Origin of the sequence: Flavobacterium sp. ENC, assembly GCF_020991415.1 — a bacterium.
GTDB lineage: Bacteria > Bacteroidota > Bacteroidia > Flavobacteriales > Flavobacteriaceae > Flavobacterium.
Genome location: NZ_JAJMOY010000006.1, coordinates 89,971 through 107,768 on the forward strand (window position 1 = coordinate 89,971; position 17,798 = coordinate 107,768).

Annotated in this window: 15 protein-coding genes, 1 tRNA gene and 1 pseudogene; 8 read left to right on the plus strand and 9 right to left on the minus strand. The window is 36.8% G+C overall.

Annotated elements, in window-relative coordinates:
* The first annotated feature begins 4 nt into the window (after positions 1–4).
* The 7 genes from LPB89_RS16455 (at position 5) to LPB89_RS16485 (ending at position 5,500) form a co-directional block, all read left to right on the plus strand.
* Positions 5–502, plus strand: a complete 498-nt coding sequence (locus LPB89_RS16455; RefSeq protein WP_230702781.1) for a peptide-methionine (S)-S-oxide reductase — start codon at positions 5–7, stop codon at positions 500–502.
* A gap of 317 nt (positions 503–819) precedes the next feature.
* Positions 820–1,266 (plus strand): peptide-methionine (R)-S-oxide reductase MsrB, encoded by a 447-nt coding sequence (gene msrB, locus LPB89_RS16460; RefSeq protein ID WP_230702782.1) that lies wholly within the window; start codon positions 820–822, stop codon positions 1,264–1,266.
* 37 nt (positions 1,267–1,303) lie between these two features.
* Positions 1,304–1,795 carry a peptide-methionine (S)-S-oxide reductase MsrA gene (msrA, locus tag LPB89_RS16465; RefSeq protein ID WP_230702783.1) on the plus strand — a complete coding sequence of 164 codons (492 nt, stop codon included), beginning with the start codon at positions 1,304–1,306 and terminating at the stop codon, positions 1,793–1,795.
* 152 nt (positions 1,796–1,947) lie between these two features.
* On the plus strand, positions 1,948–3,018 hold the full coding sequence (locus tag LPB89_RS16470; protein WP_230702784.1) for a DUF2652 domain-containing protein: 1,071 nt from the start codon (positions 1,948–1,950) through the stop codon (positions 3,016–3,018).
* Positions 3,019–3,128: 110 nt separating this feature from the next.
* A complete protein-coding gene (locus LPB89_RS16475) occupies positions 3,129–4,049 on the plus strand; it encodes an SDR family oxidoreductase (protein ID WP_230702785.1) in 921 nt (306 codons plus the stop codon).
* Between the two features lie 14 nt (positions 4,050–4,063).
* The gene (locus LPB89_RS16480) at positions 4,064–4,990 is read left to right on the plus strand and encodes an AraC family transcriptional regulator (RefSeq protein ID WP_230702786.1); all 927 of its coding nucleotides are present in this window, start codon (positions 4,064–4,066) and stop codon (positions 4,988–4,990) included.
* Between the two features lie 21 nt (positions 4,991–5,011).
* Positions 5,012–5,500, plus strand: a complete 489-nt coding sequence (locus tag LPB89_RS16485) for an AraC family ligand binding domain-containing protein (protein WP_230702787.1) — start codon at positions 5,012–5,014, stop codon at positions 5,498–5,500.
* 157 nt (positions 5,501–5,657) lie between these two features.
* On the opposite strand, the gene LPB89_RS16490 is transcribed toward LPB89_RS16485, so the two are convergent.
* The 4 genes from LPB89_RS16490 to LPB89_RS16505 form a co-directional block, all read right to left on the minus strand.
* The gene (locus tag LPB89_RS16490; protein ID WP_230702788.1) at positions 5,658–6,956 is read right to left on the minus strand and encodes a glycosyl hydrolase family 8; all 1,299 of its coding nucleotides are present in this window, start codon (positions 6,954–6,956) and stop codon (positions 5,658–5,660) included.
* A gap of 136 nt (positions 6,957–7,092) precedes the next feature.
* Positions 7,093–8,586, minus strand: a complete 1,494-nt coding sequence (locus tag LPB89_RS16495) for a RagB/SusD family nutrient uptake outer membrane protein (protein ID WP_230702789.1) — start codon at positions 8,584–8,586, stop codon at positions 7,093–7,095.
* A gap of 12 nt (positions 8,587–8,598) precedes the next feature.
* Positions 8,599–11,607, minus strand: a complete 3,009-nt coding sequence (locus tag LPB89_RS16500) for a TonB-dependent receptor (RefSeq protein WP_230702790.1) — start codon at positions 11,605–11,607, stop codon at positions 8,599–8,601.
* A 928-nt stretch (positions 11,608–12,535) separates the two neighbouring features.
* Positions 12,536–14,032 (minus strand): ATP-binding protein, encoded by a 1,497-nt coding sequence (locus LPB89_RS16505; protein ID WP_230702791.1) that lies wholly within the window; start codon positions 14,030–14,032, stop codon positions 12,536–12,538.
* 218 nt (positions 14,033–14,250) lie between these two features.
* On the opposite strand from LPB89_RS16505, the gene LPB89_RS16510 reads away from it, so the two are divergent.
* A complete protein-coding gene (locus LPB89_RS16510) occupies positions 14,251–14,760 on the plus strand; it encodes a response regulator (protein WP_230702792.1) in 510 nt (169 codons plus the stop codon).
* 368 nt (positions 14,761–15,128) lie between these two features.
* Here LPB89_RS16510 and LPB89_RS16515 read toward each other — a convergent pair.
* The 5 genes and pseudogenes from LPB89_RS16515 to LPB89_RS16530 form a co-directional block, all read right to left on the minus strand.
* A tRNA-Tyr gene (locus LPB89_RS16515) sits at positions 15,129–15,212 on the minus strand.
* A 186-nt stretch (positions 15,213–15,398) separates the two neighbouring features.
* Positions 15,399–15,785 (minus strand): annotated as a pseudogene (locus LPB89_RS22040) (peroxiredoxin family protein); the annotation flags it as partial.
* 18 nt (positions 15,786–15,803) lie between these two features.
* Complete coding sequence (locus LPB89_RS16520) at positions 15,804–16,565, minus strand: DUF4369 domain-containing protein (protein WP_230702793.1); 762 nt, start codon at positions 16,563–16,565, stop codon at positions 15,804–15,806.
* A 260-nt stretch (positions 16,566–16,825) separates the two neighbouring features.
* On the minus strand, positions 16,826–17,266 hold the full coding sequence (locus LPB89_RS16525) for a KTSC domain-containing protein (RefSeq protein WP_230702794.1): 441 nt from the start codon (positions 17,264–17,266) through the stop codon (positions 16,826–16,828).
* Between the two features lie 214 nt (positions 17,267–17,480).
* On the minus strand, positions 17,481–17,732 hold the full coding sequence (locus LPB89_RS16530) for a hypothetical protein (protein WP_127336708.1): 252 nt from the start codon (positions 17,730–17,732) through the stop codon (positions 17,481–17,483).
* Positions 17,733–17,798 lie beyond the last annotated feature (66 nt).

A 17,798-nucleotide genomic window follows, 5' to 3' on the forward strand; every position in this document is an offset into this window, starting at 1 on the left:
ATCTATGGGAAATATAACTAAACTTGGGTTTGGAGGCGGCTGCCACTGGTGCACCGAAGCTGTTTTTCAGGCCCTGCATGGCGTAATCAAAGTAGAGCAGGGATGGATCGCCTCGATCGCACCCTACGATGATTTTTCTGAAGGTGTTATCGTAAATTTTGACAACAATATTATTCCTTATGATGTACTCATCGAGATACACCTGCTTACCCATAGCAGCAGCAATGAGCATAAAATGAGGACCAAGTACCGATCGGCACTATATTATTTTGACGATAAGGACAGCACAGGTCTTCATGCCAGCGTGGCACGACTCTCCAGTGAAAACAAAACCCATTATATTACTCAAATATTGCCTTTGCAGGAATTTAGGCTGAATGCAGAAAATCAGCTGAACTATTACAGTAAAAACAAAGGTGGACCTTTCTGCCAGCTTTATATCAGTCCAAAACTCAACTTATTACGCAGCAGGTTTGCAGCTAGGGTCAGAGAAGATTTTTAATTGCGGTGAAAGGATTTTAACCTTTAGATCATGGCAAATTAAAAGAAAAACAAAACAATGAAAACAATTGATGAAAGGGTTAACGCGGCATCCTATGATGCGCAGCCGACACGCTATATCCTGGTTGACGGGCATAGCGCAGGCGCCCCGGGCTGTCCCTTTGGGAATGTACAGGAGCTGGTGGGCTATGACACTAAAGACAGGGTATATGTACGATTTACTAAGTCGGTATATCGAAGGCTAAGGAATCAAATACTGGTTGCACCAATTTTAGATACAGATCGTACAATTTAAAATAACCTTTAAATTAATATGTTATGATTGACTGGAATGACGTTATCAGGTTCGCTTCTGGCGAAAATCCAAAACCACCCACAAGGGTAGAGATGACCGATCAGAAGTGGAAGGAATTACTGACCCCCGATTCTTATTTTGTAACCAGGCAGAAAGGAACGGAGAGAGCCCACAGCTCCGAGATGTGCAGCTTATTTGAACCAGGAAGGTACAAATGCATTTGCTGCGGTACAGCCTTATTTGACGCATCAGAAAAATTTGCAAGCAAGTCAGGATGGCCTTCCTTTACCCAACCTGTAGCAATAGAGAATATAGCCCATAAAAGAGATAAGGGCTATGGTATGGAGAGGATAGAGGTTTTGTGCAATGTATGTGACGCACATCTTGGGCACGTCTTTCCTGACGGACCCGCACCAAGTGGTCTGCGATACTGCATAAATGCAGTTGCCCTGGAACAAATCAACGAATGATTCACTATTTTAAAAAACGCATTTAAAATCTAATAACATGGAAAATATACGAAAAGCATATGTGGCAGGTGGCTGCTTCTGGGGTATGGAAGATCTCTTCAGATTACGCCCCGGAGTTACAGATACGGAAGTCGGCTATCTGGGAGGGAAAAATGATGACCCAACCTACAAGAATCATCCCGGTCATGCTGAAGGTATTGAGATTACTTATGACGCAAATATAACTTCTTACAAAGAACTGCTGGATTATTTTTTTACCTTACATGACCCAACTACTGTTGACAGGCAGGGCAATGACAGAGGTGCAAGTTATCGCTCGGCATTATTTATACAAAATGAACAAGAGGCAGAAGTTGCCGTGGAGGTTATCGGTATAGTCGATGATTCGAAACGCTGGCCTTCGAAGGTAGTTACTACCCTCGAGCCATTTACAAAGTTCTGGCCGGCGGAAGAGTACCATCAGGACTATCTGATTAAGAATCCCGGAGGTTATAGCTGCCATTTCGAGCGTTTCGGAAGTTACCTGTAAATTGACAAATATTTGTTCCTCTTGCACTCCTCTCTAATATGCTACTTAGGCAGCATCTTTCTTTGCGCCAAAAGGTAAGTGCAGCTGTCATCATGGGCGGAACACTCGTAATTGCCTATTTCAGATAGGATGTGTAAACAAAATAATTAACTATGTCAGAAGCTAAAGCATCCCTGCTTGTAATTGCAGATATCAGCGGATTTACCCGCTTTGTCAACGAGACTGAGATCACTCACAGCCAGCATATCATTGCCGAACTGCTGGAGGCTGTGATTGCTGCTGATTTTTTGGGTTTGACCGTGGCAGAGATAGAAGGGGATGCTGTCCTTTTCTACCGTTATCAACGTATGGCCTCCCGTGCTGAAGTGCTTCAGCTTTCAGAGCGTTTTTTTCTGGCTTTTCATAATCACCTGTCACGATACCGGGAGTCACGAATATGCCAATGCGGGGCATGTGCCACTGCTGAAGATCTTACCATTAAAATCATTGCTCATGCCGGTACGATAGAACTGCTGAAAGTACGCGGGTTCCGCAAGCCATTCGGTATTGAACTTATCCGCCTGCACAGGCTGCTAAAAAATTCTATTCCACACCAGGAGTACCTGATGCTGACATCACAGTTCAATGCCTACACTGAATCCAAATCGCTTTCCGATCCCACCTGGCTGGATACTTTTCAGGATCAGTCCTACTATGAAGATCTGGGAAACCTTACCTATACGTTTCATCCGCTTTCCTTGCTTCGCTCAAAACTTCATCCTCCTAAACACCTGAGTAAACCATTTATAATGCCTGATCCTGTTGTGCGGGAGGAATTGCTGAACCATGCTGCAGAAAAGCTTCATAAACTTCTTATAAATATTTCATTGCTTCCCGATTGGGATAGAGAAGTAAAGAAGGTATTTTCCATAACACAACAGCTCAACCGGGTTGGGACAAGGCATATATGCGTTCTTGATTCCCACAATCTTAAAATTGAAACAGTGTCTAATCCCTGGCCGGATAAGACAGTCTATGCCCAGCAAATACTCAATGCGAATGTTGTCAGGAAAATGCTTTATTACATTATTCTCGAACCTAGAGGCAGTGATACCTGTACTCGCGTAGAAGTACATTACTCACACTTTCCGGTTATTGGCAGGTGGATTAATAACTGGGTACGTAAAAAAGCAGGCCTGCATGCTGAAAATATACTTTACTCGCTTAAGATGTATAACTTTTAATTACATTGTGGAAATGGATTCGTTACTGGATTTTGACTACAACAAGACCGTTTTTGGCTACAGCTGCTGCTACATATAAGATGACCTTTACAATCTTAAACCACTATATTATGAAAAATGTTTTAGTAATCGGCGCATCAGGATTTGTAGGGAGCTATTTAACAAAACAATTGTTGGCAGACAGCTATAAAGTGCGCTGTCTGGCGCGAAGTCCTGATAAGATTAAATATTTTGCTGAGGAGGGCTGTGAAATCTTTAAAGGGGATATATCAGATTTTGCATCTGTTAAAAGTGCTCTGGCAGCAATTGATGCTGTTTATATCTGTATTCATACCCTTGCACCTCAGCATGAAAATACTTTAGAAAAGGAATTCATGGACATCGAGTTAAATGGACTGCAAAACATAGTGCAGGCTTGTAAAGACAATGGGGTAGATCGTATTGTCTATTTGACATCGTTAGGAATTTCAGAGGGGAACAAGGACGCATGGACGTCAGGACGATGGAAAACACAGCAGTATTTATTGAATAGCGGCCTTAATGTAACAGTTATACAACCAGGCATGATTGTCGGCATTGGCGGACAAGGATTTAATATGGCATTGGCAAATGCCCAAAAAAGCGTATCTTTTGTTCTGGGAAACGGGCGAAATAAATTTAGATGTATCGCTATTAATGATCTTACCTACTATCTTGCCGGAGTACAAAATAAAGAAGAGGCTTATGGGAAATGTTATGAGGTGGGCAGTGATGATGTGCTTACAGCGGATCAGCTAATTGATTCGGCTGCCGATGTGCTGGGCCGCAGGCATCCTTCAAAAATTCATATTCCATTTGCCTTACTGCGTTTTTTTTCACCGCTCATACAGCTAATTTCCAAGTCGCCAAAAGGAGCAATTAAAGGAGTACTTGATGGGTTAGGGGCCGATATGGTAGGAGACCCTTCCGACATACGCCAATTATTAAGCCGTCCCACACTTTCTTATAAACAAAGTGTTGAATGCGCACTTAAAGTATATTATAAAAACTAAGTTATTATTATTCGATGGAGAGAGCAAAGCCCTATCAGATTAAATCAATCAGCGAGTTTCATAAGCTGCTGCACCTGGATAAACCTGAGCATCCAATGATCAGTGTAATTCAGATAAAGCCTTTTAAAGAGATTCCGGTAAATCTGCCGGAATCAATTGTTTATGGATTTTATAGTATATCACTAAAGAAGAATTTTAAGGGGCCTGTAAAATTTAAATATGGCCAGCAGGAATATGATTTTGATAATGGTGTCTTAAGTTTTATGGCACCCGGCCAGATATCCGTTTTAAATCCTGAAAAATACAGCAGTGCTGAACAATCGGGCTGGATGCTGCTTATTCATCCTGATCTGCTTTGGAATACTTCGCTGACACAAAAAATAAGAAAATTTGATTTCTTTGGTTATTCCGTCAACGAAGCGCTGTTTCTTTCAGATAAAGAAGAATTGATACTGACTCAAATTATTCAAAATATTGAACGGGAATATTGTAATAATATGGATAAGTTCAGCCATGATATTATAATAACGCAGCTTGAATCCCTTCTTAGTTATTCCGAAAGGTTTTATCAGCGCCAATTTATGACACGAAGAATCACTAACCATCAAATATTAGATCGCCTGAATGAATTGCTTACCGTCTATTTCGATGGATTGGATAATAGTCAAAGAGGTCTGCCTTCAGTCAGTTACCTTGCCGGGCAGCTTCATGTTTCTTCAGATTACTTAAGCGGAATGCTAAAATCTATGACAGGATTAACCACACAGCAGCATATACATGAAAAGCTAATTGAAAAAGCAAAGGAAATGCTGTCGATTACAAACTACTCGGTGAGTGAAATAGCCTTCCTGTTAGGATTTGAGCACTCTCAATCTTTTAGTAAACTATTTAAAAGCAAGACTAATCAGTCCCCCATAGCATTCCGACAATCTTTTAGTTAAGGTTATTTACTGATTTATACCATGAAAAAAGAAAATATACATAGCCCTTACGAAATCTTTTTTATAGCAGCCAGTGCTTTTTCCAAGATTGAGCAGCGGCATAACTTTTTCGAACTGGTCTTTATCCGTTCAGGAACAGGTAAGCATTATCTAAATGAGTCAGAATGCGATTATCATGCTGGCCAGCTTTTTTTGATCACACCAGAGGATACGCATCATTTTACAGTGGAAAAAGAGACAGAGTTCTTTTTTCTAAGATTTAATAATATTCATATAGAGCATAATAATTTCAGCAGACACAATTTACAACGATTGGAATATATTCTAAAGAATGCCAGCCATATTAATGATTGTATTCTAAGGAATGTATTTGACAAGGGCTTTATACCCTGGGTGATTGAGGCAATATACAAGGAACAAACCCAAAAGGATTTATATAAAGAGGATTTGGTACATGAGCTGGTAAACACCATTATAATTATTGCTGCAAGAAGTATGGCAAAGTTTTAACCAAATTATATTTTTGAAATAGCGAAACAAAGCAATTAGTATATTGCATTATGCATGGCAAAGCGGATGATATTATACTGGAAGAAGATAAATCAGGACGTTATGTTTTTCTGAAAAATAATAATACAATCCTGCAGCAGGATCAGAGATTTAAAATTTACTGAACCCTTTGGGCTATAATCTGGTAGTTTCCGCTAAGATGCATTAAACTGAAGAGATATAGTAATCCATCATAATATGGATCAAAGTAACCGTCTTCATAAGGTTCAAGTTTGGCATTCCAAACAGCATGAACAAAATCCATACTTGCTTTATCTTTATTAACTAATGATGCTGTTGCTGCGGTTCCTACTAACCCGATCGAATGTCTAAGTTTTTTGACCGGACCAGCCTGAAGAATAAACTCTGGAGAAGAACCATCCGGATTAAACTGATCTTTATATGTATTTAATCCTTTCGATCTTAGGAAATTTTGAAATCGTTTGGCATAGTCTTCCTGCCATTCTTTATCTTTTCCGTACCAGGTATAATCCATTGCAATATTCATAGGAACGCGCCAGGAGTCATAGCGGAATCCCGGAGGCATCCAGGGTGTTGGATGCGGTTCACCGTTAAACTCCGTATAATCTGAATTTAGCCCCGTCACAGGATGGCAGGCTTTATGTAAAAAATTACGCGAAACATCGGCGCATTCTTTATAAAACTTCTCATGACCGTCTTTGGCATACAATACCCATATTTCGTAAAATGCAGGAATATGATAAGAAGGATCTGTCCAATTGTAACCTCCTCCTTCCGGCACAAAGGAAATCTGCTTATGTTCTGTATTTATAATATTATGCACATTGTCAGTACCATTTTTTTTCCACATGGCATCTAAAATTCTTCTAGCTTCTTTGTAGTAGTTTATTCCCGTCTCATTACCCCATTTATTAGAAGCAAAAAGCAGGCTGGTGATATAATACAATTCCCCGTCTGAAGCAGAACCGGGAGAGTTTTGTTTTTTGGTCTCCGGATTTACACTCCATGCAAAGTACCCTTCTCTTGGTCCTTCCTGATGCTGCATGTATTTTACTGACCATCTCCAGAGACGATCAAAAACATCTTTTTTATTGAGCTGAACGGCAATCATCATTCCGTATGACATTCCTTCGGTACGGGCATCTTTATTTTTGACATCAGAAACGTAACCTAATGAATCGCCTTCTTCAAAATAAACTTTATCCGGTCCTTCAAAAACATCATAATAGGCTTTGGCTAATTTCTTGTCTATTTCGTTCTGGCTGTACCCTGCTTCTTTGAAAAGGTTCCGGTATTGAGGTCTTTTGAGTTCTGATTTATCCGTTTTCTTATTCTGCCCTATCATTAAAATGGGAGCAGTCAAAATAAAGATCATTACCAAAACTGAAATTTTAATTAAACTCAATCTTTGATTCTTTTTATCTGTATTTTTCATTTTTTGACTTAATTAAATAATTTGAAAATGCAATTCGTTTTTCTTCAATTGCATTTCTGTAAACAAATAAACAGCGCATTTCATTGCGCTGTTTATCCAACTAACTTAACTTAAACTAACCAAAATTTAAATTTCCTTAATAACCAGGATTATTATCACTTGGTTTTATTTTAGGATTGGAAGATGTTTCCCTGTTTGGTATTGGCCATAATTCGCTTTTACCGGCAGTAAAACCTGTTCCTTGTAATACAGTACTTGCTAGGCCCCATCTTATGAGATCATCAAAACGAGATTGTTCTCCGGCAAATTCTACCTGACGTTCGTGAACAATTGCGGCAAAAACCGCATCTTTGTTTGGTGCAATAGTAGTTGTCAGGTTTGCTCTGTCGCGGACTTCTTTAATGTATGCAATAGCTGCTGTCTGCGAACCGCCATCTCTTTGGTTTTCGCATTCGGCTTTCATAAGCAATACATCTGCATAACGCATCACTTTAAAGTTAATGCTTGATCGTGTTGCTTCATCTTCCCTTGTGTAATAATTTTGATATTTTTTCCAGCCCGCTCTTCTAATACCTGCAGAGGTAGTAAAATTACTTGCTACCATTACCTTGGTTCCTTTTAAATAAGAGGAACCTGGCACATAAAAAGTATCGCCAAAACGGTTATCACCTGCTTCATACGAATCTAACAGATTATCTGACGGATAAACATTGTACCAGCTCAGATTTCCGTATTCCTGACCTCTGAGTGTTGACTCCTCAAAACCCGTTCCACCGCTATCACCAACAGCTCCCCATTGATCACCAGTTCCATTTTTCTCGTCAAACTCTATCTCAAAAATCGATTCTTTACCATGTTCTGTTTCTTCCATAAAGTTGTTGTAAAAATTACCTTTGTCTTCAAGGCTGTAACCTGTAACATTGTTAAAAGCAGCTAAAGCTTCAGTATATTTCTTTTGATATAATAACACCTTGCCCAAATGCGCATAAGCCGCTTCTTTATTAGCTCTCCCTGCCGATTCTGAAGCTTTTGGCAAAAGATTTTGTGACGCAAATACAAGATCGTCTTCAATCAGGGCATATACCTCTGCTTTGGGGCTTCTGGCGTTTCCGATTATAGTGCCTGATTTATAAATTGGTAAATCACCAAAACGTCTTACTAACAGAAAATAATAGTATGCTCTTAAAAAATGAGCTTCTGCTAAATATTTCTTCTTTTTTTCCTGAGATAAAACAATATCTGAAAGAGCATTGATTTTCGGCTCGTTATCCAGTACAAAGTTTGCTCTGGAGATTCCCGTATAACAAGATTCCCAGTAATATTGAATAATATCATTTCCCCCGTTAAAAGAAAAATCCTGAAAAGGTTTCTTGTTACCCTCTAACTGCGGGTTTCCTAAAGCATCATGCCCCATAAGATCCATGGCGAAAAAAAGATTTCTGCCATACAGACCTCTTGTCTGAAGATTTGCATAGGAAGCATTTACGGCAGACTGAACCTGTGTTTCGTTTTTAAAGAAAGTTTCAGGCGATAAAGTATTAGGATTAGTTAATTCTAATTCGCTCGTGTCACATGAAGTTATGCTTAAAACTCCGGACAGTACTATAAGTATATATTTAATTTTTTTCATCGTCTCTAAATATTAAAATGTAACATCAATTCCAAAAATCACCGATTTCGGCTGTGGGTACCTTCCCAAATCAATCCCTGCTGAATTTGCATTGGCATCAGCACGGGTAATTTCAGGATCTAAACCGGAGTAGTTTGTAATTGTTATAAGGTTTTGTCCGCTTACATAGAATCTTGCTTTTGAAAAATAGCTTTTAAAAGCATCTCCTGATAATGTATATCCCAGAGCGATGTTTTTTAATCTGGTGTAAGAACCATCTTCTATGTAACGCTGGTTTGCTGAAGACCAGTTGATATCTGCTCCCTGTGCTCTTGGTAATGTAGCCGAAGGATTTGTAACAACGCCATTTACAACAGTTGCCCTGTCTAAAACATCTGTGCTGGCGTTAAACAAGCGGTTCATTCCTTTTAGATCAAAAGTATTTGCATTATAAATATCGTTACCCGCAACCCCAGTTATAAAACAATTGAAATCGAAGTTTTTATAGGCTGCACTGAGGTTTAAACCGTAAGTGAAATCCGGGTATGGATTTCCGATATTTGTCTTATCATCTGCATTGATAATTTTATTACCGTCTCTATCGACTATTTTAATATCCCCCGGTTTAATAGTAGTCTGCCCCGGTCCAAAAACCGCATCAACTTCTGCCTGGTTTTGATAAATTCCATTGGTCTGATATCCGTAAAAATAAAATAAGGGCTGTCCGACTTCTAATCTGGAGAAATTTTCTAAACCTGCTCTGGCAGAAGGACCTCCTAATACACCTGACACTCCTGGCGCGAGGCTCACTACCTCATTTTTGCTTGTTCCCAAATTAGCCACAGCAGACCATGTAAAATCTCCTTTTCTGTCATTGTAACCAATTGACAATTCATAACCGCTTACTTTTACGTCTGCAATATTTTGAATTTGAGTTCCGCCGCCCGCAGATCCAACAGAAGCTGCAAGAGGTACCGCAAAAAGAATATCACTGCTCTTATTATTGAAATATTCAAAGGATCCCGTTATTTTTTCATCAAAAAGACCAAAATCAAAACCGATATTCCTGTCTAGTTTTGACTCCCATTTTAAGTTTGGATTAGCCGCAACACCCAAAGAAACACCTGGCGCATTCGCACCTCCAATTGGATAATTATAATTTGCCAGTAGAGTAGCACTATACTGATAATTGTCTATCCTGTCATTTCCTGTCGTTCCTGTACTGGCTCTAAGTTTTAATGTACTGAAAATAGAATTCTGCATGAAATTTTCCTTAGCTATATTCCAGCCCACAGCAACAGAATAGAAATTTCCCCAGCGGTTATTAGCCCCAAAACGTGAAGATGCATCTCTGCGTCCTGAAACAGCCAGGATATATTTTTCATCATAGTCATAATTGATACGGGCAATATAGCCAATGTTTTTTTCTTCATAATTGGCAGATCCTAAACTTCCCTCATTATAGCGAAGCTGATCAATTTCGTTTGAAATATAGTAGCGGCTTCCGGCTGCTACATTTTGTGATTTTCCATCAATTTTGGTAATAACTCCTAACACTTCAAGATTGTGCTTGTTTGCAATAGTTGTTTTATAAGTTAAACTATTGTCAAAAACGATAGTCTGGCCTTGGGAATTTGTTTCGTTTGTTGTAGAAAATGCCTGTTTATGATAAGAACCATCCTGAAAGCTTGGGACAAAAGTATGATCTTTACCTGTATAATAATCTAAGGAAACTTGTGATCTGAATTTCAGTCCTTTATAAATTTCTAATTCAGCGAAAATATTTCCAATAATGGATAAGTTATTTATTTTCTGATATCCTAAATTAGCCACACGAACAGGGTTTTCTGCGTCATTACCATCTATAGCGCTAGGTCCCTGATAGCCGCCTACACTATTTTCATTGTAAATTGGAAAATACGGGGCCATTTTAATGGCATGCTCTAATAATGTTCTTCCTCCTGAAGCACGTTCAGGATCAATAGTACTGAAAGAAACGCCAATGTTACTTCCTATCCTTAGCTTGCCAATATCCTGCGTGTTATTTGCCCTAAAAGAATAACGTTCGAAACCTGTATTAATAATAGCTCCTTCCTGTTTTAAATATTCAGCAGAATAACGACTTGTAGAATTCTCAGTACCATTTGAAAAACTCAAATTGTAATCCTGCATAATTCCGGTTTGAAAAATCTGATCCTGCCAGTTTGTAGTTATATTTCCAAATTCAGCCGCTCTTGCTGTTAAATCACTCCCTAAAGCTTTTGCGTATTGAAGATACTGCTGGGTATTTAAAACATTATATCTCTTTGTCACTTCCTGTCCGCCAACGTAAGTACTAAAGGTTAGCTGTCCCGGACCTTTTTTTCCTTTTTTAGTGGTAACTACGATAACACCGTTAAAGGCCTTAGAGCCATATAAAGCTGTGGTAGAAGCATCTTTCAGAACAGATATACTCTCAATATCGTTTGGACTTAAACCAGAAAGATTACCAGTTAAAACCCCGTCAATCACATATAAGGGAGCACTGTTTCCCATAGTAGCCAGACCTCGAATGCTAACAGTGGGATTGGAACCAGGTGCGCCATTTACAACTGTAACCCCCGCGGCACGTCCTTGTAAAGCTGATTCAGCGTTAGTAATAGGTACCGCAGTAATGTCCTTTGAACTTACAGTCGAAACCGCTCCTGTAATCTTGGTTCTTTTTTGAGTACCATAGGCTATAACGACTTCATTTAAATTTTGTGTGGATTGAATAAGAGTAACATTAATTGAACTTCTTTCACCCACTGTGATAGTCTGTGAGATTAATCCAACAAAGGAATAAGTTATTTTATCGGTAGGATTAACCCCTTTTAAAGAGTATTTACCGTCAAAATCTGTTGATGCGCTATTCTGCGTTCCTTCTACATTAATACTGGCACCCGGTAACGGAATCCCCGAAGGGTCAGTAATCACGCCATAAATGGTCTTTGATTGTGCCATGATACTATGACTGCCCACGATCAGCAGTCCGATTAGTGCAATTTTGAGTTTTAAATTCATATCAATAGTTTTTTTATTTGGTTTAAATAGTTAAATGGTTTTTAGTCTAATTGTATTAGTTCATAAGTGGTACTATTTATTTAGTTACTATTTTGATTTTTTCAAGATTGATTCAAAATGAATCAGTTTGAGGTAATTATATCACTAACAAATATAAAAAAACAATTAATAAAACAATCGGTTGTTTTTTGTTTTATTTAAATTATAAGCAAAAAATAGTAAAAATAAAAACATTAAAAATATTTATTGACTAAAATAAATACGAATAATTCAATAGTAAAATAAAATTAAAATAAAAAATAATAATTTAATAGCCAACTGACTGATTTTATACAAAAAATATAAATATTTAAAAAAAGAAGAAAATTCATTAAAAACATCTAAAATATAAGTAAAAAACTATTAAAACAAGTTAAAAAGGTAACTTTTGCAATTTATCTTATAACGGAATAAGTCTTAAAAAGCAAAAACCGATCAAAAAACAATCGGTTTCTAAAAAAATAGTGTTATTTTAAGCTATTGTAATAATGTCAAAAAAATAGTACGACTGGTTGATAATAGGCACATTAATTAAAATTGTACTGTAATGTTTTCATGAATATAAAAGGCAGCTCACATTTTAGAGCTGCCTTTTTTATCACAGTAGATCAGATTAGTTCATTTTTAGTAGTGCCTACGATAACTTCATGGCGAGGTATTTTTATTTTCGAACTTATGTTATGGGTAGTAAGAAGTACAGGGTGTAAGCGGGGAATTTGTCAGTTCAAGTCCGTCTTTGAAAGGTACTGGTATCGATGGCAGGATGACTATTTGTTTTCTAATTGCTTGATTTTGTTTGTATAGTATATCTTTTTTGCAAAAGGGTTAGCCGAATAGTTTTCTTTAAATAGAAATATTATACAAAGTTTTGTGGCAATAATAGTTATTTCTAGATGCTTTTGGTGGCTTGCTTAAGGGGGAGGGTAACTATAAATTCGGCACCATTTTCTTTTTCTCCTTTAGCCACTATAGTTCCATTGTGTCTCTTGATTACCTTTTGACAAAGTGCCAGACCTATTCCGTTTCCCTCGTATTCATTCTTGGAATGAAGCCTTTCAAAAGCAGTAAATATTTTTTCTGCATAAAGAGGATCCACGCCAATGCCATTATCCCTGAAGGAAATTTCAATAGATTCAACCGAATCGATATTTTTTATGCTCGATGTAATAATAATTCTGGGAGGCTGATTGGCTTTTGTGAATTTCAATGCATTTTGGATAAGATTGTAGAATAGCTGTTGAAGCAGAATAGGTGCTCCCTCAATTTCAGGAAGATCGTTTATAATCAGAATAGCGTCTTTTTCTTTTATCATAAGCTCAAGATCTGTTCTGATGTTTTCCAATAGGTCATTTAGGGAAATCTTTTCAACTGGCTGAGTGTTCTTGTCAATAGTAGAGTAGGCCAGGAGCCCTTCAATTATGCATTGCATACGATTTGCAGAATGGTCAATTTTGTTTAGGTGCATAACGGAGCGATCCGGTAACTGGTTTGCAATCTCATTTTTTAAGAAGTCATTAAAGATTTTAATTTTCCTGACCGGTTCCTGAAGATCATGACTCACCACATTGGCAAAATGCAGCAGATCATCATTAGATCGTCGGAGTTCTGAGGTGCTTTCTTCGATTTTTCTTTGCAGTGCTGCTTCAAATTCTTTTTGGTCATGTATATCCTGCACAACTCCTAAGATTGTCGATGGATCACCCTTTTCGTCTTTTATGATTTTTCCAAAAACCTTAATCCATTTTTCGGAGTTGTTTTTCTGTATGACTCTGGCTTCGTAGCAGACTACTCCGTTTTCCAGTGCATTTTTATGAGCTTTTTCCCGGAGATGGAAATCGTCCGGATTTAATTTTGCGACCAGTGTCTCTCTGGTAATTTCAGAGTCGATGGACCAGAGCTTTTTAAAATTATCAGAAGTTTTTATCTTGTTTGTTATAAGGTCGATTTCATATGTTCCCATGCCACAGGCTTCGATCGCCATGGTCAGCATTTCATCGGAATTTACTATTTGACTTTTTGCTTCATGTAACTTGGTGACCTCTGTACAAGTATGTAAGATGCCATAAATAACTCCCTGTTCATTGCGAAGAGGGGTAAAATTATAATTAAAAAAAAGTGGCGTCTGTGCTCCCTTTATTTTTTGGTCATTGAACTGAAAAGGTATTCCGGTCTTCATTACCCTTAGAATTTCTTCGCTAATCGAATCGTTGTGAAAATCAGCAATAATATCAGCGAATTTTTTGCCAATAACCTGCTCGCCCTTATTCCATAAATTGCGCATGGCGGGATTAGCAAAGGAAATTACTAAATCGTCAGTACAATAAACTGCAGTGGGGATTGGAGTATGTAGTAGTATATCTTGTAGAAAAATTAAGTTATTCTGCACATCTATTAGCTTTATGGTTTATACTAAAGTAGTGCGCTGCCTAAAAAGTTATGTTATACAATTAATACTAATGATTGCACAACTTCAATATAATTAGTCCCCTAACAGTTATGTTCTGTGAATATTAAGTAAAAAAAATATATTTAAATATTATTACTTTGTCTAAATTTTATTAAGCATTTATATAGTACTTTTGGAAATTGTAAAATCGCTTCAATATGACAAGTCTTAAAAATTCAGTCGTGACTTCTAATGAACCAGAAGAAAAAGAACCAGTAAAAATTATATTAGCTGAGGATGATCAGGATGATCAGGAATTATTTATGGAAGCGCTTAATGCAACAAAAGTCCCTTCTGAAGTTATTACGGTAGAAAACGGGGAGGAATTGATTAATACCCTGAAAGATCCGGCTGAATCAAAACCTGATATTGTTTTTATAGATATAAATATGCCTGTTAAAGGAGGCAAGGAAGCACTCGCAGAAATAAAGAGCGATCAGGAACTTAAGGAGATTCCTGCGGTTATGCTCTCTACTTCCAATCATCCTAAAGATATTGAAGAGACTTTTGAAAAGGGGGCAAACCTCTACATACAAAAACCAAGTTCTTTTACCGGATTTATTCTCATTTTGAAAAAAGTATTCATGCTCCACTGGACAAAAGCTTTAATGAATCCCGTTAAAAATATATTTTTTGTTTCTGAAAAGAATATTTCTCATAAGAATTAAAAATAAGAGTCTTCTCTGCGTAAACGTAGTGATAGCATAATAATACTATAACGGCTAACTTATAAAAGGCATCTGCATTCAGATGTCTTTTATCGTTTTATGTATAGGGTGTAATATTGCTTTTTCTGGATATCTGGATTTCAAAAATACTTATATGCCGCGATTCTGACACAAAACTTAGACTAATGAATATCTTTAAGAAACACCGTAACTTTTTGTGGCAAAATTGACGGCAGCTCCATACTAAAATGTGCCAGGATATTGTCGCAAAATTTTTGAGCTCTAAATGAAAAAAACTGAGAATCCTGAATTTAGATTTTTTCAATTTTATCCATAAAAAAAAGTCCTAATTTTCATTAGGACTTTTTTGGTGGGGAGAGCAGGATTCGAACCTGCGAAGTTCACACAGCAGATTTACAGTCTGCCCTCGTTGGCCGCTTGAGTATCTCCCCGAAGCTTGTATTGATGCGCTTTGTTGTGCTAAGCGGTTGCAAATATATAAACGTTTTTGATGTTTACAAACTAAAATCGCACTTAATTTTAAGTTATTTTCAAGATATTTTTTAATTGGTTGGTATTGAATAAAATAAAAAAATCTCCGCTAGGGAGATTTTTTTATTTTATGCTGAATATTGGTATTATTTAGCTAAAAGCTCTAAGATTTTCGCTCTTAATTCAGGACCTCTTAAATCCTGTGCAACTACTTTTCCTGTTGCATCAAGTATAAAAGTTGCGGGAATCGATTCAACATTGTATTGTTTAGCGATTGGTTCGTCCCAGTATTTTAAGTTTGAAACCTGTGTCCAGTTTAATCCGTCTTTTGCAATGGCTTCTTTCCAGGCACCAGCTTCTTTGTCTAAAGAAACACCAACAATATTAAGTCCTTTTGAATGTAACTCTTTATAAATAGCTACAACGTTCGGATTTTCTTTTCTGCATGGTCCGCACCATGAAGCCCAGAAATCAACAATTGTTACTTTGCCTAAACTTTGTTTAAGAGAAATTACTTTCCCTTCCGGATTAGGCGCAGAAAAATCTGATCTTCATTTAGCGTTACCAACAGAAGGAGCTGTTGCACCAACTGCAGGCATTTTTGCTTGACCTATTTTTGCTTTGATTTCTTTACCAGGAGCTGTATTTTTTAATGACTCATCTAATGAATTGTACAAAGTCTCAGCTTTTTTAATATCAGTAGAAGGATCTCCTAACATACCCTGAATAATTAAAGCAGAAATGTATGATTTCGGGTGACTTTCAGCGTAAGCTACATATTTCTTTTTAGAATCAGCCTGTACTTCAGTTTGAATAGTCATATACTGTTTCATCAAACCATTGATAGTTGCAGTATCCTGAGCTTGTTGAGCCGCTTGCATTTTCTGAGTGTTGTTTTTCTGAAAATCAGCTAATCTCTTTTGAGTTTTAGTAAGTTCTTCATTGAATTTCACATACTCATCATTATTGTAAGTTCCTGAAATTTTAGATTTATGGATACTGTCTTTATCAATAGCGATAGTGATTTCTCCGGTCTCCAGAATAAAAGGGATTGGTCCGTTAGCACCCTGAAGGATCAACGTATGGAAAGCTGGTTCAGTTACTTTTCCTTTTATTTCAAATTTTCCGTTTTCAACTTTTACGGTATCAAGGGCTACTGCCATTTTTGTAGTAGGATCCTGACCCTGAAGAATGATAGTTTTTCCGTTTTCAATTCCTTTTGCAGTTCCTGTAATTAGGTACTCTCCGTCTTTAACTTTGCTGCATGAAATGATTGCTACAGAAGCAGTAAGTAAAAAAAATATTTTTTTCATTATAAAAAATTAATTAGTTAATTGATTTGTGCAACAAAAGTATCTAAAAATATAAAATATAAAGAATTTTGTTGCCTAAAATTTTGTTATAGTTTTTAAGTGCGTAATTCGCATGTTATCAGGGTATTTGTGTGTGAAATTTAATTAAAAACTTTTAATAATAACAGAATTAAGGATGTAAAAGCATAATTCTTTAATTTTAAAGCATAAAAAAAGCATCCTGTTGCCAGAATGCTTTTATAGATAATTTGAATGTAAATCTATTCCTGATTTGTTTTCTTTCTCCAGGTAAAAGAGTTCAGAATATGTCTTTTAGCAAATCTTCCGGGAGAATCTGCGTTTACCATTTTTACATAAGTAGCTTTAGGAACACTGATGTATTCATAAACACTACCGTTAGAGAAATCGATAATCAAACGACCTTCAACAAATTTATAATCTGTAATTGAACAAGTCGAAATTGTTTCAGTGTATTCAGGTAAGTTAGCTTTAATCGTTTCAGGATTAATGCTTACCAAAAAGTGATAAGCTTCAATGATAGCTTTACTTTTTTCTTCTGCAGCTTTCAAACCAGCTTCATCACCTTGAAATTTATCAGGATGAGATTCTTTCATCGCATTACGATAAATGGTTTTCAAATCTTTTAATTCTGCAGTTTTTTCTACGTTTAATAACTTACGGTATTCAACTATTTTTTTCATAAATAAAAGGTAACTTATTGTCTATTAGTTTGAAATCTGTATTTAATACTTCAAAACGACAAATTTTTTGCAAAGGTACACTTTTTTTTAACTTTTTAGTTTTGAAGGAAAAAATATTCGTTTTTTTTATAGTCTCAGTCTCAGTCTTCAGTCTCAGCGGGAAAGTATACTAGAACCACGGCTGCGACTGAAAACTGCGACTGAAAACTAAAAACTACTTCTGCTCCGGTTTGTAATTCGCCTTATCGAAGTTTTTAGACTTCTTAGGATATTTGTCGTAGCTGATATCGCTTGGATTCTCAATAACAGATTTGATTGTGATCATATCTCCTACATTAAAATTGGAGTGCGCTAATTTATAATCCAAAAGATATTCTCCACAAAAATAATTGTTGTTTTCATCTTTCTCAATGATGCCGGTGTAAACTCCTTTTTGCAACATTTTTTCGTGTGATCCTTTCGACATGACTTTTTATTTTTAGAATTGAAGCTGCAAAGTTAATCAATATATTGTTTGTTTGGGGAGTTTGCG